At 67.0% G+C, this 23,092-nt stretch carries 22 protein-coding genes; 13 read left to right on the forward strand and 9 right to left on the reverse strand.

Annotated features, from left to right (window positions below):
• Positions 1–118: 118 nt before the first annotated feature.
• From ACWPKK_RS04690 to ACWPKK_RS04700, 3 genes are all read left to right on the forward strand, one after another.
• Positions 119–1,282, forward strand: coding sequence for a divergent polysaccharide deacetylase family protein (locus ACWPKK_RS04690; RefSeq protein ID WP_452001385.1), 1,164 nt, complete (start codon positions 119–121; stop codon positions 1,280–1,282).
• Positions 1,283–1,309: 27 nt separating this feature from the next.
• Positions 1,310–1,516, forward strand: a complete 207-nt coding sequence (locus ACWPKK_RS04695; protein WP_452001386.1) for a heavy-metal-associated domain-containing protein — start codon at positions 1,310–1,312, stop codon at positions 1,514–1,516.
• Positions 1,517–1,634: 118 nt separating this feature from the next.
• Positions 1,635–1,865, forward strand: a complete 231-nt coding sequence (locus ACWPKK_RS04700) for an FmdB family zinc ribbon protein (RefSeq protein ID WP_452001388.1) — start codon at positions 1,635–1,637, stop codon at positions 1,863–1,865.
• A gap of 150 nt (positions 1,866–2,015) precedes the next feature.
• Here ACWPKK_RS04700 and ACWPKK_RS04705 read toward each other — a convergent pair whose 3' ends face one another.
• Both ACWPKK_RS04705 and ACWPKK_RS04710 read right to left on the reverse strand, forming a co-directional pair.
• Complete coding sequence (locus tag ACWPKK_RS04705) at positions 2,016–2,591, reverse strand: hypothetical protein (RefSeq protein WP_452001389.1); 576 nt, start codon at positions 2,589–2,591, stop codon at positions 2,016–2,018.
• 88 nt (positions 2,592–2,679) lie between these two features.
• Positions 2,680–5,292: a glycosyltransferase family 2 protein gene (locus ACWPKK_RS04710; RefSeq protein WP_452001390.1), complete on the reverse strand. Its 2,613-nt coding sequence runs from the start codon at positions 5,290–5,292 to the stop codon at positions 2,680–2,682.
• A gap of 254 nt (positions 5,293–5,546) precedes the next feature.
• Here ACWPKK_RS04710 and ACWPKK_RS04715 point away from each other — a divergent pair, with 254 nt between their 5' ends.
• Both ACWPKK_RS04715 and ACWPKK_RS04720 read left to right on the forward strand, forming a co-directional pair.
• On the forward strand, positions 5,547–5,957 hold the full coding sequence (locus ACWPKK_RS04715; RefSeq protein ID WP_452001391.1) for an HIT domain-containing protein: 411 nt from the start codon (positions 5,547–5,549) through the stop codon (positions 5,955–5,957).
• 57 nt (positions 5,958–6,014) lie between these two features.
• On the forward strand, positions 6,015–6,212 hold the full coding sequence (locus ACWPKK_RS04720; RefSeq protein ID WP_452001392.1) for a hypothetical protein: 198 nt from the start codon (positions 6,015–6,017) through the stop codon (positions 6,210–6,212).
• Between the two features lie 177 nt (positions 6,213–6,389).
• Here ACWPKK_RS04720 and ACWPKK_RS04725 read toward each other — a convergent pair whose 3' ends face one another.
• From ACWPKK_RS04725 to ACWPKK_RS04735, 3 genes are read right to left on the reverse strand one after another with little or no spacing between them, the layout of a single operon-like run.
• A complete protein-coding gene (locus ACWPKK_RS04725; protein WP_452001393.1) occupies positions 6,390–7,343 on the reverse strand; it encodes an ACT domain-containing protein in 954 nt (317 codons plus the stop codon).
• 1 nt (position 7,344) lies between these two features.
• A complete protein-coding gene (gene mfd / locus ACWPKK_RS04730; RefSeq protein WP_452001394.1) occupies positions 7,345–10,986 on the reverse strand; it encodes a transcription-repair coupling factor in 3,642 nt (1,213 codons plus the stop codon).
• 40 nt (positions 10,987–11,026) lie between these two features.
• A complete protein-coding gene (locus tag ACWPKK_RS04735) occupies positions 11,027–11,350 on the reverse strand; it encodes an FAD assembly factor SdhE (RefSeq protein ID WP_324871317.1) in 324 nt (107 codons plus the stop codon).
• A 238-nt stretch (positions 11,351–11,588) separates the two neighbouring features.
• Between ACWPKK_RS04735 and sugE the strand changes: the two genes are divergently transcribed.
• Positions 11,589–11,906 (forward strand): quaternary ammonium compound efflux SMR transporter SugE, encoded by a 318-nt coding sequence (sugE, locus tag ACWPKK_RS04740; protein WP_452001395.1) that lies wholly within the window; start codon positions 11,589–11,591, stop codon positions 11,904–11,906.
• A 330-nt stretch (positions 11,907–12,236) separates the two neighbouring features.
• Here the strand turns inward: sugE and ACWPKK_RS04745 are convergent, their stop codons facing one another.
• From ACWPKK_RS04745 to tldD, 4 genes are all read right to left on the reverse strand, one after another.
• Positions 12,237–12,776 carry a glycine cleavage system protein R gene (locus tag ACWPKK_RS04745; RefSeq protein WP_452001396.1) on the reverse strand — a complete coding sequence of 180 codons (540 nt, stop codon included), beginning with the start codon at positions 12,774–12,776 and terminating at the stop codon, positions 12,237–12,239.
• Positions 12,777–12,882: 106 nt separating this feature from the next.
• Positions 12,883–13,170 carry an immunity protein Tsi6 family protein gene (locus tag ACWPKK_RS04750; protein ID WP_452001398.1) on the reverse strand — a complete coding sequence of 96 codons (288 nt, stop codon included), beginning with the start codon at positions 13,168–13,170 and terminating at the stop codon, positions 12,883–12,885.
• Positions 13,171–13,260: 90 nt separating this feature from the next.
• Positions 13,261–13,833, reverse strand: a complete 573-nt coding sequence (locus ACWPKK_RS04755; RefSeq protein WP_452001399.1) for a polymorphic toxin type 46 domain-containing protein — start codon at positions 13,831–13,833, stop codon at positions 13,261–13,263.
• Between the two features lie 144 nt (positions 13,834–13,977).
• Positions 13,978–15,411, reverse strand: coding sequence for a metalloprotease TldD (gene tldD, locus ACWPKK_RS04760; protein WP_452001401.1), 1,434 nt, complete (start codon positions 15,409–15,411; stop codon positions 13,978–13,980).
• Positions 15,412–15,639: 228 nt separating this feature from the next.
• On the opposite strand from tldD, the gene ACWPKK_RS04765 reads away from it, so the two are divergent.
• From ACWPKK_RS04765 to ACWPKK_RS04795, 7 genes are all read left to right on the forward strand, one after another.
• Positions 15,640–17,010 (forward strand): DUF3422 family protein, encoded by a 1,371-nt coding sequence (locus tag ACWPKK_RS04765; protein ID WP_452001403.1) that lies wholly within the window; start codon positions 15,640–15,642, stop codon positions 17,008–17,010.
• Between the two features lie 638 nt (positions 17,011–17,648).
• A complete protein-coding gene (gene coxB, locus ACWPKK_RS04770) occupies positions 17,649–18,506 on the forward strand; it encodes a cytochrome c oxidase subunit II (RefSeq protein WP_452001405.1) in 858 nt (285 codons plus the stop codon).
• Positions 18,507–18,646: 140 nt separating this feature from the next.
• Complete coding sequence (gene ctaD / locus ACWPKK_RS04775; RefSeq protein ID WP_324871325.1) at positions 18,647–20,275, forward strand: cytochrome c oxidase subunit I; 1,629 nt, start codon at positions 18,647–18,649, stop codon at positions 20,273–20,275.
• Between the two features lie 138 nt (positions 20,276–20,413).
• Positions 20,414–21,325, forward strand: a complete 912-nt coding sequence (gene cyoE, locus ACWPKK_RS04780) for a heme o synthase (protein ID WP_452001406.1) — start codon at positions 20,414–20,416, stop codon at positions 21,323–21,325.
• Entirely contained in the window at positions 21,322–21,507 is a 186-nt protein-coding gene (locus tag ACWPKK_RS04785) for a hypothetical protein (protein ID WP_149223429.1), read from the forward strand. The genes cyoE and ACWPKK_RS04785 overlap by 4 nt, the downstream gene beginning before the upstream one ends.
• Entirely contained in the window at positions 21,507–22,169 is a 663-nt protein-coding gene (locus tag ACWPKK_RS04790) for a cytochrome c oxidase assembly protein (RefSeq protein ID WP_452001408.1), read from the forward strand. The genes ACWPKK_RS04785 and ACWPKK_RS04790 overlap by 1 nt, the downstream gene beginning before the upstream one ends.
• Before the next feature lie 21 nt (positions 22,170–22,190).
• Positions 22,191–23,066, forward strand: coding sequence for a cytochrome c oxidase subunit 3 (locus ACWPKK_RS04795; RefSeq protein ID WP_452001410.1), 876 nt, complete (start codon positions 22,191–22,193; stop codon positions 23,064–23,066).
• Positions 23,067–23,092 lie beyond the last annotated feature (26 nt).

Genomic DNA, 23,092 nt, shown 5'->3' on the forward strand with positions numbered 1-23,092 from the left:
GGACTCTTGAGGACGGGCTCGGCCGGACAGGACGCTGGCGGCGTGACGGCAATTTGCACCGATTGGGCGATTGCGGTCACGACGGCAGGGTGCCACTGTGCGGCGCCCCGGTCGCAGGATGGACGTCGTCACCATGGCCCGCAAGGCGCCTTCGAAAGCCCGCAAGTCTCCGCTTCCCCCCTTCCTGTCCAACCCTTTCGTCCTGGCGCTGGCGGCCGTCGCCGCGGTGTTCGCCGTGGCAATGGGGGTGGCGACGCTGACCGGCGGCGGCTCCGGTGGAAGGGCCGGCGGCGAGGCGGCCAAGCCGGCGCCGGTGCAGCAGGCGACCCAGCAGGCGGGTGTGCCCCAGGCGGTGCAGCCTCCGTCGGTACCCCCGGCCAAGGTCGAGCCACCTGCCGCAGCCTCGCAGCCGGCCGCGCAGGCGGGCACGGAAAGCACGGGCCAAGCGGCGGCGGAGAAGCCGGCACCCGCGGAGTCCCGACCGCCGGCCACGGCGGTGGCGATGCTGCCGCCGCCCGCTCCGCCCAGCCAGCCGCCGGTGCAGGCCCCTTCGGGCAACGCCGCGCTGTGGCGCAAGAACGCCCTGCCGGCGGAGGTGCCCCAGGGCAAGCCGATCATCGCCATCGTCATCGACGACATGGGGCTGGACCGGAAGCGCTCGACCCGGATGGCGGGGCTGCGCGGACCGCTGACCTTGTCCTGGCTGCCCTATGCCCGCGACCTGCAGGTCCAGGCCAAGGCGGCGCGGGCCAACGGGCACGAACTGATGCTGCACATGCCGATGGAACCCAGCGTGAAGGCCGATCCGGGACCGAATGCCCTTATGGTCTCGCTCGACCGGGGGGAGATCGTGAAGCGGGCGCGTGCGGCGCTGGACAGCTTCGACGGCTATGTCGGGGTCAACAACCATATGGGAAGCCGATTCACAGCCGACCGGGCCGCGCTGGCGCCCGTGCTGGGTGAACTGCATCGCCGCGGCCTCCTGTGGCTGGACAGCCGGACCACGCCCAACAGCGCAGGCATCGGGCTGGCGCAGGAGCTGAAGATGCCCTGGGTCGGCCGCGACATCTTCCTCGACAACCAGGAAACGGTGGCGGCGGTGAAGGCCCAGTTGGCGAAGACGGAACAGGTGGCGAAGCGGCAGGGCTATGCCGTCGCCATCGGACACCCGCATGATGCGACAATCGATGCCCTGGCGTCCTGGCTGCCGGAGGTGCAAAAGCGTGGCTTCGTTCTTGTCCCGGTCAGCGCGGTGGTGCGGACGCACCATGCCGGCGGCTGACCCGACCGTGAGGGGAGCTCCGTGACGATGGCCGATGCATACAAGGTGGATGGGATGACCTGCGGCGGCTGCGCCCGCTCCGTGTCCAACGCGATCACCAAGGCGGCGCCCGGAGCGGTCGTGACGGTGGACCTTGCGGCCGGCACCGTTCTGGTGGACGGCGGCATCCCGGTGGAGGTGGTGCGGCAGGCGGTGGAGGCCGCAGGCTTCGATTTCGGCGGTGCCGCGGCCTGACGCCGACCCGGTGCGCCGAGTCTGGTACGTCGCGTCTGGTGCGGCGCAACAAAACCGTTTTCAGATTGTGGATATTGCGGGATACTCGGGCCGACGCGATTCGTGCCCGGAGGTCCCGATGCCGCTTTATTCCTACCGCTGCAAAGCCTGCGACCATGGCTTCGAGACCCTGGTGCGCTCCGGAGAAACGCCGGCCTGTCCGTCCTGCGGCAGCGTCGACCTGAGCCGCCAGCTGTCGAACGTGGCACCGGAGGGCAAGTCTGGCGCCATCGTCCAGTCGGCCCGCCGGATGGTGGCGAAGGAAGGGCACTTCAGCAACTACGCTCGGGCGGAGCGGCCGAAGGGGTGAGGATGGGGGGCATAGGCCCCTCCCAAACATTGCAGTTGCGTCTTACGCGTGTGGGCTTGGTTGGCGATGGCCGGATGGCGGACCGTAGGCACGCTGAGAGCGGGGGGGCTGGGTCAGGGCATCGAAGCCGATATTCTCCGAAGCAAGCCCTCACACATCCACCACCATATGCGGCCGGAACGCCCCCTCCAGCGTCAGCAGCAGGTGCAGGTAGACAGCCACCTTTCGCGCACGATCGGTGTTGCGGGACAGGCAGTCGCGCAGTTGTTCGGCCAGCCGGGCGGTTTCCGCGTCCAGTTCTGGTGCGGCGGTGGTGATGGCTTCGACGATATGCTCGGGACCGACGGGAAGCGGGGCAGCCGGGTCCTTCAGCAACGCTTCGGCCAGCGCCTCTTCATCATGATGGACCGGAGGCGGTGTCGCCGGCGCTGGCGGGGCGCGCCGGGACAGATGGCTGCGCAGATTGTCTTTCAGCAGCGACCGCTGACGATCGTCCAGCCCGTCGAACTGATCGACCTCGTCGAACAGAAGATCGTACAGGCGCCGGCGCTGCGGATTGGGCGGGCTATGGTCACGCCGTTCCTGCTCGCGATCATGCCGTTCCTGGCGAGAGTTGCGGCGGCTGTTGCGGTCGGTGGCGCTGCCGCTCCGCTCGACGCCCGCGGTGCTGCGGACGCTGAATTCCGGCGGACCGATGCCGCGGCTGGATGTGAGATTGCCGGACATGAGCCGCCTCCCGGGACATGTATTCCCTGGCGATCGAGTCTGGCAGAGCCGGCGCTTTCGTCAACGCGAAAGCGCCGGCTTTTTTGCGTCAGTCGCCGGCCCCAGCCCCGACCGCGTCGTCGGTGGCGCCCGGCTTGCTCTTGCCGAAGCCGATGGTGGGGAAGACGTTGATCAGCGCGGTGATGAAAGCCGCCAGATAGGGCAGCGACTGCACCACCAGCAGGCCCGACCACATGAAGGCGTCGCGGTTCTCGTGGCCGAAGACCATGACGATTGCCAGCGCCGCACCCCACAAGGACACCAGCAGCACCAGTTCCTCACGCGCCATCAGGAAGGCCTGCATCAGCGCCGGCTGGTTCTCGCACTTGGGCGTGCGGACGAAGGGGCGGCCGGAAGTGAAGATGCCCAGCCACATGGCGCGGCCCACCGTGTGGGTCAGGGCCATGCCGGCCACCGCCGCGCCGACCTTGTCCCAGAAGCCGCACCTCACCCGCGCCTCGTAGAGCCAGAGCGACGCGCCGACCTTGAAGGCGAAGACGCTAAGCGTCGGGATCATGAAGACGTTGGGCGGGAACTCGAAATATTTCGGGAAGGCCATCAGGCCGATCGACCACAGGATGCCGGCGATGCCGAAGATCATGTGGGCGGCGTCGGCGAACCAAGGCAGCCAGCCGGTGATGAAATGATACTTCTGGCCGGCGGTCAGCTCCTTGGCGCCCGGCGACAGCTGCCGCCAGTGATGCTTCAGGATCTGCACCGCGCCGTAGGCCCAGCGGAAGCGCTGGGTCTTGTAGGCGGAGAAGCTGTCGGGAACCAGGCCCTTGCCGTAGCTCTCCGGCATGTAGACGGCCTCATAGCCATGCTCGAACAGGCGCAGGCCGAGGTCGGCGTCCTCGGTGATGCACCACTCGCCCCAGCGGCCGACCTTTTCCAGGGCCGACTTGCGGATGATGGTCATGGTGCCGTGCTGGATGATCGCGTTGCGCTCGTTCCGCTGGATCATGCCGATGTGGAAGAAGCCGGCATATTCCCAGTTGGTCATGCGCTGGAACAGGTCGTGTTCCCACTCGCGATAGTCCTGCGGCGACTGGACGAAGCCGACCTCCGGCCGGTTGAAGTGCGGAATGGTCGCCTTCAGCCAGTCGGGATGGACCTGATAGTCGCTGTCGATGACGGCGATGTGCTCGGCATCGGGCGCCGTTTGCGCCAGACCGAAGTTCAGCGCGCCGGCCTTGAAGCCGGGCCAGTTGTCGAGGTGGAAGAAGCGGAACTTCGGTCCCAGCTTCTTGCAATACTCCTCGATCGGGCGCCAGACCGCCGGGTCCTTGGTGTTGTTGTCGAGCAGCAGGACTTCATAATTCGGGTAGTCCAGCCGGGCCAGCGCGTCCAGCGTCTCCATGACCATGTGCGGCGGTTCGTTGTAGCAGGGCACATGGATCGACACCTTCGCCGCGTTCGGCAGCGGGGCGGCGGAGCAGGGGACGAACTTGCGCTTGAACTTGTGCTGCCAGACGACCTCCGTCAGTTCCATGCCGTCGATCAGCATGACCGCGAACAGCACCAGCTGGCAGAAGATCAGCAGGCCCCAGGCGATCTCGGTGGTGAGCGCAAGGCCGGCGGCCGAGGCCGCGCTGACGGTGAAGACCAGGACGGAAGCGACCGCCTGGATCAGCGCACCGTAGAAGATCTGCCCGCCGATCTTCAGGTCGCTGCGGCGCCACAGGAAGAACACCAGCGGCAGGAAGCCCAGCGCGACGGCGGTGGCGCACTTGACCTCCCAGTTGCGGATCTCCTGCACCCCGCCGATCATCGGGAATTTCGGGTTGCGCTGGTAGTCCCACAGGCCCCAACTGGTGCCGGCCGTGCCCTCGATCTCCCGCTTCCAGGGCTGGTCGAAGGCCTCCATGATGAAGTAGTCGAGCTTGTTCTGCGCGGCGACGTTCAGGAAGTTGCGGATGAACTTGGCCTGATTGACCTGGCTGGCTTCGGCGCCCCGGCGCCACGGGCCGTCGGCCGGCCAGCCGATCTCACCGATCAGGATGTGCTTGTTGGGAAACTTCTGCTTCAGTTCGTTGTAGCGGAACATGGCGTAGTCCACCGACTGGTCGACCGGAACGCCTTCCCAATAGGGCAGCAGGTGGACGGCGAGGAAGTCCACCGCTTCGGCCAGTTCCGGGTTCTTCAGCCAGACGTGCCACGGCTCGGCGATGGAGACCGGAACATTGACCTTCTTCTTCACCCGCTTGACGTACTCGATGGCCTGCGGAACGGTCAGGTCGGCGCGCAGGATCGCCTCGTTGCCGACCAGCACGCGGCGCACGTTGCTGTTGGCGCGCGCCAGCTTGATCAGGCCGGCAAGTTCGGGCTCGTCGATCTCGGGCTTGCCGGCGGTCCAGGCGCCGGCGGTGACCGGCAGCCCGTGCTTGGCGGCGATGGCGGCCACCATTTCGGAGCCGTCGGTGGTGGAATAGGTGCGGACGGCCTTCACCGCGCCTTGCAGCGCGGCCATGTCCTTTTCGATGTCCTCTGCGGTTGCCTTGTCGCCCTTCGACGGGCTTTTGTCGGCGTGGAAGGGGGTATAGGCGACGCCGGTGATGGCGCCGGCCCAGGACCGTTCGTCCACCGGGCGGTTCCACAGCGCCCAGAGGGCGACGTTGCCGAGGATCACCAGAATCAGAACCGCGAAGGCTGATTTGCGCATGTGGGTCGTTCCCGCTCGCCGCACCAGAAAACATGGATACGGCCCGGAAAATGGCGCAAGGCGACTGGTGCCGCCCCGACCATGACCCGGACCGAACTCAAACATCGTCCAACGAATGCCGCTGCGCCGTATGGCCGGCGCGCACGGCCTTCTATACAAGCTTCGCGGTTGCCCCGCCACTGCCGGCTATAACAGAGCAGCGTCCGGATTATTCCCGGGTGCCGCCTCTGCCGAACGCCAGGAAGGAGTGAAGCATGTTTTCCCTTAACGAACGGCTACAGGCCGACACCCGTCACGTGACCGATCTTGGGCTTTGCCGGGTGTTGCTGATGAACAACGCCTTGTGGCCCTGGCTGATCCTGGTGCCGATGCGCGGGAACGCGGTCGAGATCCACCGGCTTGACGAGGCGGACCAGACGGCCCTGATGCGGGAAATCGTGCTCGCCTCACGCGTGGTGGAGCGGCTGTTCGCGCCGGACAAGATGAATGTCGGGGCGCTGGGCAACATGGTGCCGCAGTTGCACGTCCATGTGATCGGCCGCAAGCGCGGCGATCCGGCTTGGCCCGGCCCGGTCTGGGGCTCCGGCCATGCCCGGCCCTACGAACCGACGGAGGCCGCGGCGCTGGTCGACCGGCTGGCGGAGGGATTGCGGAAAGACGCGTGAACTTTGCCGTGTCGGAGGTGTTGGTGTGGTCAACCAACTTTACGGGAGACCGCTGCCATGGCCGACCAGGACCGCTCGAAAACCGTGACCTCCGACGCGCCGTCGGACGCCGCCCAGCGAATCGAGGACAAGCTGGTCGACAAGACCGGCAAGGCCTCCGGCGATCCCGACAAGCCCGTTCAGAAGAAATGGGAGGAGATGGGCGAGCGCGAGGAGATCATCGAACAGAGCCAGCGCGAGGGGGGCGGGGGCTGAGGAGCGAACTGTTGCCCCCTCCCTAACCCTCCCCCGCCCTCGGCCGGCCAAAGGCCGGTCCGATCGCGGGAGAGGGAACTCCGCTGCCCTGCGTTCAGGTGCACTGACAAGGCTCCTGCCCCCTCTCCCACCGAAGGTGGGGGAGGGATGGGGAGGGGGCAAGCGGCGCCGGCGACCCTACCGCTTTACCGTGCAACTCAGCGCCAGCACGTCTGCCGCCTTGTCCAGGTCGTCGGCGCGGACCAGCACATAGTCGGTGTTGTAGGTGGAGATCGCAAAGATCGGCACATGGGCCTGGGCCAGCGGTACGGCGATGCGGGCCAGGATGCCGAACAGCGAGAAATCGACCACCCCCTCCACCCGGAAGGCACGCCAGCCGCGTTCGGCCTTCACGCCGTCGGGAACGCGGTCCTCGCGGCAGAGGATCGACAGTTCCTCGCCCGTACGGGTGGCGCCGACCAGTGGGTCGGTCCAATCCAGCCAGTCTGGCAAGCCGCTGCCGGGCGGCAACTGCGCCACCGCCAGACGGTCGGGCAGAACGGACAGGGTCAGGCCGCTCTGCTCCCGCACCAGGGCCGCGGTCAGCGTCGCCTCGTCCACCTCGAAGGGCTTCAGGATGCGGCGCGCGCGGGCGGCCAGCGATGGCACGCCGGAGCGCATGGCGCGACCCAGCATCTCCGCCGAGGTCGCGCGCAGGCCGGGATCCGATTCGGCCAGATCGACGACGGCCTGCAGCGCGCTGGTCTGAACGATGCGGCTCGGGCTGTTCTCGAACCAGTCGGCCAGCAGGACGGCGGCGCGGTGGCGCTGTTCGTCGTCCATGGTCAGGCGGGGTACGATCTGGGCGATGTGCCAGCGCACCTCCGCCTGCTCGATGGCGACGGCGTCGGTCAGCAGATGGTCGACATATGGATCGAGCCAGCCGGGATTGCCGCGCGACACCCGTTCCAGCGCGTCGGCGGCGCGCATGCGGACGCTCGCATCTTGGTCGAAAAGGCAGCCGACCAGTTCCGCCAGCTTGCCGCGGTCGGCGGAGACCTCGTCGGCGACGGACGGGGCGTCGCCCACCGTCCGCCGGTCGCCGCGTGCCAACCGGCGGGCGAGCGACGCGTCGCGGGTCACGTCGTCCATCTCAGCGCCGCCCGGTCGGACGGCCGAAGCGCGACGGCGTACCGAAGCGCGACGCCACCTTGGCGCCGGTCGGCTTGGGCGGTGGCGGGGGAGGGGGAGGCGGCGGAGTTTCGCCGCGCGGCACGCCGCCGCCCGACGCCATTTCCGCCAGATCCTTCACCAGCTTCTGCACGCTGCGCACGCGGGCCTGCGGGTCGGGCCATTCGCGGCTGTAGACCAGCTTGTGGTCGGGGCGCAGCTTCATCAGGGTCAGATGCTGGGCGATGTAGGTCAGCAGCTTGGCCGGTTCGGCATAGAAATTGTCGTGGAAGGCCAGGACCAGACCCTTCGGGCCGGCATCGACCCGGTCGATGTTCGCCTGTTTGCACCAGCGCTTGATGGTGACGACGTCCAGCAGGTTCTCCACCTCCTCCGGCAGCTTGCCGAAGCGGTCGATCAGTTCGGCGGCGAAGCCGTCCACTTCCGCCCGGTCGACCAGATCGGCGATGCGGCGGTAGAGCGACAGGCGCACCGTCAGGTCGGGGACGTAGCTTTCCGGGATCAGCACCGGCGTGCCCAGGTTGATCTGCGGCACCCACTCCTGCGCCGCCGCCGCGGCGACGGCACCCTCCTGCATGGATGCCCGGGCATTGGCGACGGCCTCCTCCAGCATCTGCTGGTAAAGCTCGACGCCGACCTCGCGCACCTGACCCGACTGCTCCTCGCCCAGCAGGTTGCCGGCGCCGCGGATGTCCATGTCGTGGCTGGCAAGCTGGAAGCCGGCGCCCAGGCTGTCCAAGGTCTCGATGACGTGCAGGCGCTGCTGGGCGGTGCTGCTCAGCGGCTTGTTGGGGGCGTAGGTCAGATAGGCGTAGCCGCGCTTCTTCGACCGGCCGACACGGCCGCGGATCTGGTAGAGCTGGGCCAGCCCGAACAGGTCGGCGCGGTGGACGATCAGCGTGTTGGCATTGGGGATGTCCAGGCCGCTCTCGATGATGTTGGTGGCGAGCAGCACCTCGAACTTGCCTTCGTCGAAGGCGGTCATCACGTCTTCCAGCTCGCTGGCCGCCATCTGGCCGTGGGCGGTGACGATCTTGACCTCCGGCACCAGTTCGCGCACGCGCTCCGCCACCTTCGCCAGATCCTCCACGCGCGGGCAGACGTAGAAGCTCTGGCCGCCGCGGTAATGCTCGCGCAGGATCGCTTCGCGGATCACCACCGGGTCGTAGGGCAGCACGAAGGTGCGCACCGCCAGACGGTCGACCGGCGGGGTGGCGATCAGCGACAGCTCGCGTACGCCGGACAGCGCCATCTGCAGGGTGCGCGGGATCGGCGTGGCGGTCAGCGTCAGCACATGGATGTCGGCGCGCAGTTCCTTCAGCCGCTCCTTCTGCTTCACGCCGAAATGCTGCTCCTCATCGACGATGACCATGCCCAGGCGCTTGAAGTCGAGGCCTTTGGCGAGCAGCGCATGGGTGCCGACGACGATATCGGCCGTGCCCTCCGCCAGTTCCTTCTTCACCAGAGTCTGTTCGCGGGCGGTGACCATGCGCGACAACTGGACGACACGCACCGGCAGCCCGTTGAACCGGGTGGAGAAGGTCTTGAAATGCTGACGGGCCAGCAGGGTGGTGGGCACGACGACGGCGACCTGCTTGCCGCTCATCGCCACCATGAAGGCGGCCCGCAGGGCTACTTCGGTCTTGCCGAAGCCGACGTCGCCGCAGACCAGACGGTCCATCGGGCGACCGCTGCCGAGGTCGGTGAAGATGTCCTCGATCGCCTTCAACTGGTCGTCGGTCTCGGGATACGGGAAGCGGGCGGCGAATTCCTGATAGACACCCTCCGGCGTCAGCACCGGATCGGCCTTCTTCAGCATCCGCTCCGCAGCGATCTTCAGCAGGGCTTCGGCCATGTCCTTCAGGCGCTTCTTGACCCGCGCCTTGCGGCCCTGCCAGCCGGCGCCGCCCAGCTTGTCGAGCTGGACATTGGCGTCCTCCGAGCCGTAGCGCGACAGCACCTCGATGTTCTCGACGGGGACGTAGAGCTTGTCGCCGCCTTCGTAGATCAGGCGCAGGCAGTCGTGCGGGGCGCCGGTGACCTCCAGCGTCTCCAGCCCGTCATAGCGGCCGATGCCGTGGTCCATATGGACGACGATGTCGCCCTCATGCAGGGCAGAATGCTCGGCGATGAAGTTCGCGGCCTTGCGCTTCTTCTTGGCCGGGCGGACCAGGCGGTCGCCCAGGATGTCCTGTTCGGTAATGACGGCGAGGTCGGCGGAGATGAAGCCATGCTCCATCCCCAGCACGATGGTGCCGATGATGCCGCGGTCGAAACGGCGGACATCCTCGATGCTCTCCGCCGGCTCCAGCCCCGGAATGCCATGGTCGGCCAGCACGTTGGACAGGCGGTCGCGCGATCCGGCGGAATATCCCGCGATGAGCACCCGCCGCCCGTCGGCGCGGAGCGCCCGGATATGGTCCTTCACCGCGTCGAAGACGTTCACGTCGGGGCGGTTGCGCTCCTCCGCGAAATCGTGGCCGCGCTTGCCGCCGGCGTCCACCGTCCCCTTGATGCCGGGGGGCGTGGAGAAGATCTGCAACTGCGCCACCGCGCGCTCCGCCATCAGCGCGTCCCAGCCGGTGGTGTCGATGAACATCGATGCGACCGGCACCGGTTTATAGACCGGCGATCCTGTCCGCTTCTCGATGGTCATCATCGAATCGCGCGAGGCGTGGAAATCGACCACCTGCGCCATGCGGGCGTCACGCGCCTCCGCCGCCTGGTGGTCCAGGCTGACGATGCCGCGCGGCAGGTAATCCAGCACCGTGTCCATGCTCTCGTGGAACAGCGGCAGCCAATGTTCCATCCCGCCATAGCTGCGGCCGGCGGAGATCGCCTCGTAGAGCGGGTCGTCGTCGGTCACCGCGCCGAACAGCTCGCGGTAGCCGGACCGGAAACGGGCGATCCCCGCCTCGTCCAGGAAAACCTCCGACATCGGCTTCAGCTCGACGCTGTCGCGCTTGTCGGTGGTGCGCTGGGTCATTGGATCGAAGGCGCGCACCCCCTCCAGCTCATCGCCGAACAGGTCGAGGCGCAACGGCTCCTCCGTGCCCGGCGGGAACAGGTCGACGATGCCGCCGCGCACCGCGAACTCGCCGGGCTCCCGCACGGTCTGGGCGCGGGTATAACCGTTGCCGGCAAGGTAGCGCTGAAGCTTCTCCAGGTCGATCCGGTCGCGCAGCTTGGCCGAGAACACCGCGTTCTTGAAAGCGCTGCGCGGCGGCACCTTCTGCACCACGGCGTTGACGGTGGTCAGCACGATCAGCGGAGCCAGCCCGTCGCGGTTGGCCGCCGCCTCGCGCCGGGCGATCAGCCGGGTCAGCGTGTCGATGCGGCGGGCGACGATGCCGCCGTTCGGCGACACGCGGTCGTAGGGCAGGCAGTCCCAGGCCGGGAAGGTCAGCACTTCCAGCTTCGGTGCGAAGAAGGCCAGCGCCTCCGCCAGCAACGCGCAGCGCGTGTCGTCCAACGCCACATGCAGCAGGCCATAGGCCCCGGCCTTCTGCGCAAGCTCCGCCAGGATGCGGGCGTCATGACCCTCGGGCGCGCCGCCGATCAGGAGACGGCCGGCGCGGCCGGGCTGGAGATCGTAACTGACCAAAGGAGGATGCCTCGGGAATACGGGGGACAGGCTGGGAACGTCAGGAGCCTTGACGTGGTGTGTAACGGAACGCCGTCAACAGGCGCATCACGTCGCTGTCATGTTCGGCGGGAACCGGCTCCCGACCCGACATCCAGTCGTAGAGGTCGGGGTCGCCCAGTTCCAGCAGCGCTTCGAACCGGTCGAGCATGGCATGGTCGAACTCGCCGACATGGGCGTCGGCGAAGCTGCCCATCAGCAGGTCCATTTCGCGCGTGCCGCGATGCCAGGAGCGGAAGCGCAGCCGCTTGCGCCGGTTCTCAAGCGATTCGGCCTTCTCGGGAGCCGGCGTTTCGGAAGCCGGGGGGGTGCCGTTTTCGGTCATTGCTGTCCAACGTCGAAAACCCCCAGCGCCACCAGCGGCGAAGGGGGAACCATTCAGGAACCCCATCCTGCACGGGCGGGCGCCGCGATGCAACCTCGGCCGCCTGCCTTGATCCCTGCCATCTTGACCATGGGAGGCGGATGTCCTATCTGCCCACTGGCCCGCGGGGACGACCCCGCCAATGAGAGAGGGTTACCGGGTGGGGACGACCCCGCCATTCCAAGACGGAGGTACCGTCATGGCGTGGGTCACGCTGTTCTTCGCCGGTCTTTTCGAAATCGGTTGGGCCGTCGGCCTGAAATACACCGAAGGCTTCACCCGTCTGGTCCCAAGCGTGCTGACTGCTGCGGCGATGCTGGCGAGCATCCTGCTGCTGGAGGTCGCGTTGAAGACGCTGCCGCTGGGCACGGCTTATGCGGTGTGGACGGGGATCGGCACGGTCGGCACCGCGGTGCTGGGCATGTGGCTGTTCGGCGAACCCGCCGGAGCCCTGCGGCTGCTGTGCATCGCGGCGATCGTCGGGGGGATCGTGGGGCTGAAGGTTCTGCACGGGTGAGGGAATCTGGCACTCACTCGCCCCCACCCTAACCCTCCCCCGCTGGGCGCTACGGCGTGCACACATCTCGCAATTGCGAAAAGGCGTGCAGCTTGGCTTGAGGAAAGCCCCTCTCCCCTTGCGGGAGAGGGGTTGGGGTGAGGGGCGCAGATCCTGATTGCACCGGCCCATGGCTGGTCGCACCCCTCATCCCAACCCTTCTCCCGCAAGGGGAGAAGGGCTATTCGCTGCCAAAGGCTGCTGTTCTTTCGCCGATGCGAGATGTGTACATCCCGTAGCGCCCAGCGGGGGAGGCTAGGTGGGGGGCTAGCTTACCCGTTACAGCCGCCCTCACACCTCTTCCGTCCTGCAAGTAAGCCCCAACGTCTCCGCGGTGTTCGCCACCGCCGACAGGCAAATCTCCGCCCGCTCCGCCGGGATCGACACCGAGAAGCGCAGGACATAGCGCTCGCCGGCACGGTCGGGCAGGGTCTGCGCGTCCAGCCGCACGATGTTGGCGTCGAATTGGGTGAAGATCTCCGACAGACGCGCCACGAGGCCCGGCTGGTCGCCGCCCGACACCTCGACGCGATGGGTGACCATGGCCTGTGGCCCCGGCTGGGGATCGAAGGCGAAGGGTGTGACCTTCACCTCGGCGCCGGACAGCACGGGCAGGGACGACAGGCTGGCCTGAACCTCCGCAACCGTCAAACCGGCCGGCAGCTCGCAGACGGCGGAGAACTCGGCACCGGTGCCGAGCGAGGCGAAGGTGGCGTCGCGCAGGTTGATGCCCTGTTCGAACAGATGGCTGGTGATGCCGGAAACCAGCCCGACCCGGTCGGGGCAAAAGGTGGAAACCAGGGCAAGTCCGGCAGTCGATTCCGTCGCCATCGCACATCTCCCGTGTCGGTTTTCTTCGCGGGCACGGGTTCGGCCGTGCCGTCCGGATGGGTGATCATCGAAGCGGGGTGCCTGGAACGCCAGCACAAAATGGCGTTCAGCTGCCGAACAGGCGGCGGGTGGCGGCGCTGATGGCGTGAAGCTCCGCCGCCAGCGCCGGGTCGACGTCGTCGACATAGTGGGAGGCGAGCAGTCCGAAATTCAGATCCTCGGCACGGTCCAGCCGCTTGGCGCCATCCCGTGCCGCGCCATCGACATAGTCGAGCTGGCGCTGGATACTGGTCAGCCAGCTGTTGTCCGGCTCCCGCCCCGCCAGTGCCGCAACCCCGGCGGAGGCGCGTGCGATGCGTCGGCGCAGGTCGTCGGTGGTGGCGATGTCGGCCATGGCGAATCCTCCTCGTGGGCGGCGGTGACGGCCAGTCTGACCGTCCGCCGTCAGCCGGAGAACAGGGAAACGGAGCCGAAGGTCGCGATGTTATTGGGCGAGGCCGCCGCTGGTCACGCCAGCCTTGACGCTGTTCGGCACAACCACCTGGGCACAGCCGCCTTTGGTCTGCACGCTGGTGCCGGGCGTGGTCCAGTTGTCGACGATGGGAGCGGCGACCGACTGCAAGCCCTGACCCGACGGCAGCACCGCCTTGTACTCCGCCCGGCCGGTGCCGGAAATGCCCAGGCAATCGGGTGTCGCGGTGACGACGGGAGAGAAGAAGTTCCCGAATCGGACGGTGTCGTACCCGGTGCGGACATACTGGAACCAGGTGGTGCCGGCGGGGATGTCGATCACCTCCAGCGGCTTGGAGAAATCGATCCCCTTGGAGTCATCGCCATAGCGGGACGAGGTCAGGTCGGTCGATGCGTAGAAATAGCTCGCCACCACCACACGGGCGTTCAACTGGTCGGCGCTGGAGCCGGCGGCCTTGGCGACGGCCACCTGCTCCGCCGTCGGGGCGGTCTGGGCCTGCCCCGGGACCGCGGCGGCCAGGGTCAAGCCCACGGTCAGGGAAAGTGCGAGTGCCGCCTGCCGAACGATGTTGGAAAAAGAGCGCATCGGTTGTCGTCCAATCCGGAAAATTGAAAAACTCCGGAACAACGATACCCATGCAATCGACCGGTCCAAGCCCCGAATGCGAAAGGGGCCGGACCATGCCATGGTCCGGCCCCCTCATCGCATGCAGTGTAACGTGGTGCGCCGTCAGGCGGCGGTGCCGCCGACCGTCAGTCCTTCCAGCTTCAGGGTCGGCTGGCCGACGCCGACCGGCACGCCCTGGCCGTCCTTGCCGCAGGTGCCGACGCCGGGGTCGAGACGGCTGTCGTTGCCGATCATCGACACCTTGGTCAGGCTGTCCGGGCCGTTGCCGATCAGGGTGGCACCCTTCACCGCGGGACCCAGCTTGCCGTCCTCGATCAGGTAGGCTTCGCTGGCGGAGAAGACGAACTTGCCGTTGGTGATGTCGACCTGACCGCCGCCGAAGTTCTTGGCGTAGATGCCTTTCTTGACCGAGGCGATGATCTCGTCCGGCGTGTGGTTGCCGTTGCGCATCACCGTGTTGGTCATGCGCGGCATCGGGTTGTAGGCGAAGCTCTGGCGCCGGCCGTTGCCGGTCGGGCGCATGCCCATCAGGCGGGCGTTCATGCGGTCCTGCATGAAGCCGACCAGGATGCCGTCCTCGATCAGCGTGGTGCACTGGCCGGGCGTGCCCTCGTCGTCGACGCTGATGGAGCCGCGCGAGTTCTCGATGGTGCCGTCATCGACGATGGTGACGCCGGGAGCGGCGATGCGCTGGCCCAACAGCCCGGAGAAGGCGGAGGTCTTCTTGCGGTTGAAGTCGCCTTCCAGCCCATGGCCGATGGCCTCGTGCAGCAGGATGCCGGGCCAGCCGCTGCCCAGCACCACCGTCATCTCGCCGGCCGGGGCGGGGACGGAGGAGAGGTTGACCAGCGCCTGCCGCAGGGCCTCGTCGACGAAGCCGCGCCAGGTTTCCGGCTGGATGTAGTGTTCGTAGGTGACGCGGCCGCCGCCGCCGTAGCCGCCGGTCTCCATCCGGTCGCCCTCGGCCACCACGACGGAGACGTTCAGGCGCACCAGCGGGCGCAGGTCGGCGACGCGGACGCCGTCGGCGCGCATGATCTGCACTGCCTGCCATTCGCCGCTGATCGAGCAGCTGACCTGCCGCACCCGCTCGTCCTTGGCGCGGGCATAGGCGTCGATGTCGGCCAGCAGCTTCACCTTCTCCTCGAAGGGGACGAGGTGCAGGGGATTGTCGGGGATGTAGAGGGCGCGGTTGGTGCCGGCCGGCGGCTCCGCCAGCGTGCCGCTGTGGCCGGCCTGCACGGCGCGCACGGTGGATGCTGCCCGGCGGATGGCCTCTTCCGACAGGTTGCTGGCATGGGCATAGCCGGTCGCCTCGCCGGCGATGGAGCGCAGGCCAAAGCCCTGGGTCGTGTCGAAGCTGGCGGACTTCAGCTTCCCATCGTCCCAGCCCAGCGACTCGCTCTGAGCGTATTCGAGGTAAAGCTCCCCATCGTCGGCACTGTGCAGGGCGTCCTGCACGACGCCTTCCACGCGGGCGCGGTCCATGCCGGCGCGGTTGAAGAAGAGATCGTCGGTGACGGCAAGCGCGCTCATGAAAACTCCGAACCTGTGATGGGGCGGAACCCGGTCTGCCCGGCCTGATGGCTTGTGCCGGCCTCGTTCCATGGTAGGACACAGTGTCATAGCGGGCGTTGTCGCGCCGCGCCGTACGATGTGTTCTAACGGACAGACTATAGTGTGGCGACGCGCGGGCCATCCGGCAAGGTTTGGCAATGCCGGGGGGCATGCCGGGCCGGGTGCCGCGCAGGAGAGGGGGGCTTCATGACCGAGAACGCGGTGCGGGCGACCATGGACACGCTCAATCGCGACGGTGCGGCCGGTGCCATGGTCGGCCCGCGCCCCTTGCGCGACCACCCGCTGCGTCAGGTCCTGACCAACGAGGTCCATGCCCGTCCGCCGGAATCCGTGGCGGCGCCGGTGCGCGCGACGATGCTGGCGATGCTGTCGGGGGAGGGGGCTACCGAGGCCGACCGCCGCCATCTGGAGGCGCTGTGCGACTGGGCCGGCGTCGTCCGGCCGCCGCAGGGCGCCACACACCACAGCGCGTCCTTCGGCAGCTTTCATCTGAAGTGGGAGCGGCATACCGAATTCTCGACCTGGACCGTCTTCCGCCCCAGCGCCATGCCGGCGGGCGCCCTGGTCGATCCCTTCCTGGAGCCGGCGCTGCATGCCCTGCCGCGGGACTGGCTGGCCGGTCTGCCGGGCGAACTGCTGGTCGGCATCCATGTCGCCGTGCTCGACGCCGATACGCCGGAGCCGTCGCCCTCCATGATGGCGGCGATGTTCGGATCGGAGAGCTATGTCGGTTCACGCATCGCCGGCCGGTCGGCAACGGCCTGGACCGATTTCCGCATCCATGGCGACGGCTTCTCCCGCATGCTGGTCGCCGACCATTCGATGACGCCGCGCCAGACCGGGCGGGTGTTGCAGCGCCTTCTGGAGATCGAGACCTACCGGGTGCTGGCCTTGCTGGCGCTGCCGATGGCGCGCGGCGTGCTGCCCCGCATCGGTCCGATCGAAGCCGGCGTGGCGGAAGTCACCAACCGGATCGCCAGCCTGCGCGGCCTGCAGGACGAGCGCGACCTGCTCGACCGGCTGACACTGCTGGCGGCGCAGACCGAGCAGATATCGGCCGAGACCGCCTACCGGTTCGGCGCCGCCCGCGCCTATTACGAGCTGGTGGAGCGGCGAATCGAGGAACTGCGCGAGATCCGGATCGAGGGGCTGCAGACCGTCCAGGAATTCATGGACCGCCGCCTGACGCCCGCCATCCGCACCTGCGAGGCGGTGGAGCAGCGGCTCGAGTCGCTGTCGCAACGGGTGGCGCGGGCCAGCACCTTGCTGCGCACCCGCGTGGAGATCGCGGTGGAGGGCCAGAACGCCGAACTCCTCCAGTCGATGGACCGCCGCGCCCAGCTGCAGCTGCGCCTGCAGGAGACGGTGGAAGGGCTGTCTGTGGTGGCGATCAGCTATTACCTCGTCGGCATCGTCGGCTATGCGGCGAAGGGGCTGAAGGGATTCGGGCTCAAGGTCGATCCCGACATGCTGGTGGGATTGATGATCCCCATCGTCATCGCCTTCGTCTGGTCCGGTGTGCGGCGGATCCGCAAGGTGCTGGTCGGCGGGCATTGAGGGGCGTTTTGGCGGTATTGGTTCGTTTTTGAAGGGGCAAGTTAGACCCCCACCTATCCTCCCCCGCTGGGCGGGGGAGGGATTGGAGCTTAGTCGGCGTTCAGCGGCAGTCTCCTCCCCCGCCCAGCGGGGGAGGGTTAAGGTGGGGGGGGCCAGCGCCTATCACCTTTGCGCATCTGGCCCGAAGACCACACCTCACCCATCCTTAGTTCCTGAGTCGCGCACTGACGCCGCAACAATCCTGCGGCTGGTCTGCGCGAACCCTCACATCCTTTCCTGTACCCATTCCCGCAAAAATCCGCTCCGCCAACGGACTGCGACGGAATGTCGCATGGATTGACCCCTGCATGCGCTCAACCTTTGTACCCATGGCGCAGCTGAATGTGAGGAAAAGTCTATGCAATCGGTGGGAGAGAGGAAAGGCTTGTAACCCAGCGTGGCGGGGGGATAAGCTCCGGATGCGGGTATATGTCGCGCTAAGATGGCGTGATCCCTGCATAAACTGGCGTTCGCTGATGAGCCCAATTATGGACCGAACGAACGGATGGCGGTCCAACGGACAAGAGGGCGGAGGGGGCGTCGGCGGGAAGAGACGACCGCGTGCCATGACGAGCGTCGCGGCTAAGAAGGGGTTGGGGATGAGAAGGCAAAGCCTGTACACCGCCGGCCTGGCGGCGGTCCTGTCGATGGTCGGGCCGACGATGATGGGGTGGGGTGCCGCCCTGGCGAACGAGCCGAAGCCGTGGGAGATGGGCATGCAGCCCTCCGCCTCCCCGGTCAAGCACCTGATGACCTCGTTCAACGACCTGCTGACCATCATCATCACGCTGATCGTCATTTTCGTCGCGGCGCTGATGGCTTATTGCGTCGTCCGCTTCGATGCGAAGAAGAACCCGGTTCCGTCCAAGACCTCGCACCACACGGTGCTTGAGGTCGCCTGGACCGTCGTGCCGGTGATCATCCTGATCGTGATCGCGGTGCCGTCCTTCAAGCTGCTATACGCCGCGGAACGCATTCCCGAGGCCGAGATGACCGTCAAGGTCACCGGCCGGCAGTGGTACTGGGACTATGAATATCCCGACCACGGCAACATCGCCTTCTCCAGCTACATGGTCCCGGAATCGGAGATCAAGCCCGGCCAGCGCCGCCTGCTGGAGGTCGACAACCGGGTCGTCGTTCCGGTCAACACCACCGTTCGGCTGATGGTGACCGCCGGCGACGTCATCCATTCCTGGGCGATGCCGGCTTTCGGCGTCAAGAAGGATGGTGTGCCCGGCCGTATCAACGAGACCTGGTTCAAGGCCGAACGCGAAGGCGTCTATTACGGCCAGTGCTCCGAAATCTGCGGCACCAACCACGGATACATGCCGATCGCGGTCGAGGTGGTTTCCCGCGAGGCGTTCGACGCCTGGGTCGCCAAGACCAAGTCGGCCTCCGCGCCGAAGGACCCGGCCCGCAACGTGGCGGAGCGTCCGACCGGTACGCTGGTCGAATGAGGATGCCGGCTGGCCCCGCGGACTTCGCACAGCCCGGCACAGGGACGACGCGATAAGAAGAACAGAACATACCCAGCCGCTGCCGGCCCGCGGAAGAACGGGCGGTGCGGCGGCCAGGGACAGCGACGAAGGGTAGAGACATGGCAAACGCCACACCGGGACAGGATCACGCCCACGGACAGGATCACGGGCATGGTCATGGGCATGACGACCATCACATGCCCGGCTTCGTGCAGCGCTGGTTCTATTCGACCAACCACAAGGACATCGGCACGCTCTATCTGATCTTCTCGGTGATCGCCGGGCTGATCGGCGGCCTGTTCTCCGTCATCATGCGTGCGGAGCTTCAGTCGCCGGGCCTGCAGTTCGTCTCCGACGGCCAGATGTGGAACGTGCTGATCACGGCTCACGGCCTGATCATGGTGTTCTTCGTGGTGATGCCGGCGCTGATCGGCGGCTTCGGCAACTGGTTCGTGCCGCTCATGATCGGCGCGCCCGACATGGCCTTCCCGCGCATGAACAACATCAGCTTCTGGTTGATCGTGCCGGCCTTCCTGCTGCTGCTGGGCTCGGCCTTCGTCGGCACCGGCGCCGGCACCGGCTGGACCATCTATCCGCCGCTGTCGGCACAGCTGGGACACAGCGGGCCGTCGGTCGACATGGCGATCTTCGCCCTGCATCTGGCCGGCGCCAGCTCCATCCTCGGTGCGGTGAACTTCATCACCACCATCTTCAACATGCGCGCCCCCGGCATGACGCTGCACAAGATGCCGCTGTTCGTCTGGGCGATGCTGGTGACGGCCTTCCTGCTGCTGCTGGCCGTGCCGGTGCTGGGCGGCGCCATCACCATGCTGCTGACCGACCGCAATTTCGGCACCACCTTCTTCAACCCGGAAGGCGGCGGCGACCCGATCCTGTTCCAGCACCTGTTCTGGTTCTTCGGCCACCCCGAAGTGTACATCATGATCCTGCCGGCCTTCGGCATCATCAGCCACATCGTGTCGACCTTCTCCAAGAAGCCGGTGTTCGGCTATCTCGGCATGGCCTACGCCATGGTCGCCATCGGCGTGGTCGGCTTCGTGGTGTGGGCGCACCACATGTACACGGTCGGCCTCGACGTCGACACCAAGGCCTACTTCACCGCCGCGACCATGATCATCGCCGTGCCGACGGGCGTGAAGATCTTCTCCTGGATCGCCACCATGTGGGGCGGGTCGATCGAGTTCCGCGTGCCGATGCTGTGGGCGCTGGGGTTCATCTTCCTGTTCACCGTCGGCGGCGTGACCGGCGTGGTGCTGGCGAACGGCGGCCTCGACAACTATATGCACGACACCTACTACGTCGTGGCGCACTTCCACTATGTGCTGTCGCTGGGTGCGGTGTTCTCGATCTTCGCCGGCTGGTACTACTGGATCGGCAAGATGTCGGGACGCCAGTATCCGGAGTTCTGGGGCAAGGTCCATTTCTACACCACCTTCGTCGGCGTCAACCTGGTGTTCTTCCCGCAGCACTTCCTGGGCCTGTCGGGCATGCCGCGCCGCATCCCCGACTATCCGGATGCCTTCTGGGGCTGGAACATGATCTCCTCGCTGGGCGCCTATCTGTCCTTCGCCTCCACGCTGCTGTTCGTGTGGATCGCCTGGAAGACGCTGCGCAGCGGCGAGCGGGTGCCGGGCGCCTATTGGGGCCCGCAGGCCGGCACGCTGGAATGGTCGGTCAGCTCGCCGCCTCCGTTCCACGCGTTCGAGACGTTGCCCCAGGTGAAGTAAGCATGCTAACGGGCGGGCGTTGCCGCACTGCAGCGCCCGCCACTGCGAAAGCTATCGCCGGTAAGCCCGAACAATGGGCATCGGCAGGACGGGCGCCGGGGCGACGGACCCGGGGTTAGAAGACGACAAGGACATGACATGACGGACGTGACGAACGAACTGACGCTCAATCAGACCGGAGGGGCGTCGGCCGGTGACTTCATCGAGTTGCTGAAACCGCGGGTCATGTCGCTTGTGGTCTTCACCGGTCTGGCCGGCATCGTCCTGGCCCCCGGCCACATTCATCCCTTCCTGGCAGTGGTCGCCGTGCTGTGCATCGCCGTCGGCGCCGGGGCGTCGGGCGCCATCAACATGTGGTACGACCGCGACATCGACGCCGTGATGGCCCGCACGATCAAGCGGCCGATCCCGTCGGGCCGGGTGGAACCGTCGGAGGCGCTGGGCTTCGGCGTCACCCTGTCGGTGCTGTCCGTCGTGGTGATGGGGCTGGCGGTGAACTGGGCGGCGGCCTCGCTGCTGGCGTTGACCATCGGCTTCTACGTCTTCGTCTACACCATGTGGCTGAAGCGCCGGACCCCGCAGAACATCGTGATCGGCGGGGCCGCCGGCGCGTTCCCGCCGATGATCGGCTGGGCCGCGGTGACCGGCAGCGTCGATCTGCCGTCGATCCTGCTGTTCCTGCTGATCTTCCTGTGGACGCCGCCGCACTTCTGGGCGCTCGCCCTGTTCCGCAACGGCGACTACACCCGCGCCGGTGTGCCGATGATGCCGGTGGTGGCGGGAGAGGGGCCGACCAAGCGCCAGATGCTGGCCTATACGCTGATCCTGCTGCCGGTGGCCGCGGCGCCGTCCTTCGTCGGGATCGCCGGACCGGCCTATCTGGCGGTGTCGGCCGTCCTCGGCCTGATGTTCGTCGGCCATGCCGTCCGCGTCCTGCGCGCGACGGACGACAAGCCGGCCAAGAAGATGTTCGGTTTCTCGATCCTGTACCTGTTCCTGCTGTTCGCCGTGATGATGGCGGAGCGGCTGATCCTCGGAGGGTGGGCATGACGGTGATGGAACACGATACCCCGATCGATACCCGCGCCTCGGTGGAGGAGCAGAAGCGGCAGGAGGCCGCGCTGCGGGCCAGGAAGCTGCGCGGCCGCAATCTGGCCGTTCTGGCGGCGCTGCTGACCCTGGTCGTCCTGTTCTATGCCATCACCGTCGTGCGGATGGGCGGGGCGCACTGATGGCCAAGAGCGGCGGGATGACCAAGCGCGACGACAGGCTGCGCCGCCGCAACCGGCTCGTCCTGGGCTCGCTGTTCGGGCTGGTGGCGGGGATGATCGGGCTGACCTATGCGTCTGTCCCGCTCTACAACCTGTTCTGCGCCGTCACCGGCTTCGGCGGCACGACCCAGCGGGCCGAGCAGGCCGCGAACCGGGTCGTCGACCGCAAGGTCACCATCCGCTTCAACGCCGACACCAACAACGCGCTGCCCTGGTCCTTCAAGCCGGAGCAGAAGGAACTGGTGCTGAATCTGGGAGAGACCGGGTTCGCCGCCTATCGGGCGGAGAACCGCGGGGTCAAGCCCACCGTCGGCACCGCCGTCTACAACGTCTCGCCGGACAAGGCGGGCGCCTATTTCAACAAGATGCAGTGCTTCTGCTTCACCGAGCAGATCCTGGAGCCCGGCCAGGCCGTGGACATGCCGGTGACCTTCTTCGTCGACCCGTCGATGGCCGACGACCCGAACATGGACGACGTGACGACCATCACGCTGTCCTACACCTTCTTCCGCGCCAAGGACAGCGAGGCCCGGCTTGCCCAGCATGCCGCGCCACCCGCCCCGTCCGGCGGGGCGGAGACAAGCAAACAAAAGGCGGAGCCGGGGGCGACCGCCACAAACTGAACAATATGGGGTAGTGAGACGATGGCCGACATCACCCACGGGCAAATGCCGCACGCCGAACCGTCAGCCCATGAACCGGGCGCCGGCATCCCGCATCCCTACCATCTGCTGAAGCCCAGCCCCTGGCCGCTGATCGGCGCCTTCTCCGGGGGGCTGCTGGCGACCGGTCTGGTCGTCTACATGCATGACGGCGGCTCCTTCCTGATGATCCTGGGGGTGCTGGCCATTCTGGTGACGATGTTCGGCTGGTGGCGCTCCGTGATCCGGGAATCGGTAGTGGAGCATGCCCACACTCCCGTGGTGAAGATCGGCCTGCGCTATGGCATGGCGCTGTTCATCGCGTCGGAGGTGATGTTCTTCTCCGCCTTCTTCTGGGCCTTCTTCCACGCCGCCCTGGATCCGAAGGCCTCGCCCATCAATCCCGACGCCATCTGGCCGCCGCCCAACGTGCATGTCATCGACCCGTTCGACATGCCGCTGATGATGACGATTACCCTGCTGCTGTCCGGCGTCACCGTCACCTGGGCCCACCATGCGATCCTGGAGGGGCGCAACCGCGAGGCGGCGAAGGCTCTGGGCCTGACCGTGCTGCTGGGCGTGCTGTTCAGCTTCTTCCAGGTCTATGAGTATGTTCACGCCGCGTTCAAGTTCACCGACGGCATCTTCCCGTCCACCTTCTACATGGCGACAGGCTTCCACGGCTTCCATGTGCTGGTCGGCACGATCTTCCTGGCGGTCTGCTGGTTCCGCACGGTGAAGGGCCATTTCACCCCCGACAGCCATTTCGGCTTCGAAGCGGCGGCCTGGTATTGGCACTTCGTCGACGTTGTCTGGTTGTTCCTGTTCGTATCGGTCTACTGGTGGGGTGGCTACGGCGGCGTGATCGCCAGCCACTGACGCCACCGGCGCCGAGCCGTTCCGGC

It is taken from the genome of Azospirillum largimobile (assembly GCF_977007025.2).

Bases quoted from the DNA above. Each gene is read 5' to 3' on its own strand.
- ACWPKK_RS04690 (WP_452001385.1), top strand. From the start codon at position 119: ATGGACGTCGTCACCATGGCCCGCAAGGCGCCTTCGAAAGCCCGCAAG.
- ACWPKK_RS04695 (WP_452001386.1), top strand. From the start codon at position 1,310: ATGGCCGATGCATACAAGGTGGATGGGATGACCTGCGGCGGCTGCGCC.
- ACWPKK_RS04700 (WP_452001388.1), top strand. From the start codon at position 1,635: ATGCCGCTTTATTCCTACCGCTGCAAAGCCTGCGACCATGGCTTCGAG.
- ACWPKK_RS04705 (WP_452001389.1), bottom strand. From the start codon at position 2,591: ATGTCCGGCAATCTCACATCCAGCCGCGGCATCGGTCCGCCGGAATTC.
- ACWPKK_RS04710 (WP_452001390.1), bottom strand. From the start codon at position 5,292: ATGCGCAAATCAGCCTTCGCGGTTCTGATTCTGGTGATCCTCGGCAAC.
- ACWPKK_RS04715 (WP_452001391.1), top strand. From the start codon at position 5,547: ATGTTTTCCCTTAACGAACGGCTACAGGCCGACACCCGTCACGTGACC.
- ACWPKK_RS04720 (WP_452001392.1), top strand. From the start codon at position 6,015: ATGGCCGACCAGGACCGCTCGAAAACCGTGACCTCCGACGCGCCGTCG.
- ACWPKK_RS04725 (WP_452001393.1), bottom strand. From the start codon at position 7,343: ATGGACGACGTGACCCGCGACGCGTCGCTCGCCCGCCGGTTGGCACGC.
- ACWPKK_RS04735 (WP_324871317.1), bottom strand. From the start codon at position 11,350: ATGACCGAAAACGGCACCCCCCCGGCTTCCGAAACGCCGGCTCCCGAG.
- sugE (WP_452001395.1), top strand. From the start codon at position 11,589: ATGGCGTGGGTCACGCTGTTCTTCGCCGGTCTTTTCGAAATCGGTTGG.
- ACWPKK_RS04745 (WP_452001396.1), bottom strand. From the start codon at position 12,776: ATGGCGACGGAATCGACTGCCGGACTTGCCCTGGTTTCCACCTTTTGC.
- ACWPKK_RS04750 (WP_452001398.1), bottom strand. From the start codon at position 13,170: ATGGCCGACATCGCCACCACCGACGACCTGCGCCGACGCATCGCACGC.
- ACWPKK_RS04755 (WP_452001399.1), bottom strand. From the start codon at position 13,833: ATGCGCTCTTTTTCCAACATCGTTCGGCAGGCGGCACTCGCACTTTCC.
- tldD (WP_452001401.1), bottom strand. From the start codon at position 15,411: ATGAGCGCGCTTGCCGTCACCGACGATCTCTTCTTCAACCGCGCCGGC.
- ACWPKK_RS04765 (WP_452001403.1), top strand. From the start codon at position 15,640: ATGACCGAGAACGCGGTGCGGGCGACCATGGACACGCTCAATCGCGAC.
- coxB (WP_452001405.1), top strand. From the start codon at position 17,649: ATGAGAAGGCAAAGCCTGTACACCGCCGGCCTGGCGGCGGTCCTGTCG.
- ctaD (WP_324871325.1), top strand. From the start codon at position 18,647: ATGGCAAACGCCACACCGGGACAGGATCACGCCCACGGACAGGATCAC.
- cyoE (WP_452001406.1), top strand. From the start codon at position 20,414: ATGACGGACGTGACGAACGAACTGACGCTCAATCAGACCGGAGGGGCG.
- ACWPKK_RS04785 (WP_149223429.1), top strand. From the start codon at position 21,322: ATGACGGTGATGGAACACGATACCCCGATCGATACCCGCGCCTCGGTG.
- ACWPKK_RS04790 (WP_452001408.1), top strand. From the start codon at position 21,507: ATGGCCAAGAGCGGCGGGATGACCAAGCGCGACGACAGGCTGCGCCGC.
- ACWPKK_RS04795 (WP_452001410.1), top strand. From the start codon at position 22,191: ATGGCCGACATCACCCACGGGCAAATGCCGCACGCCGAACCGTCAGCC.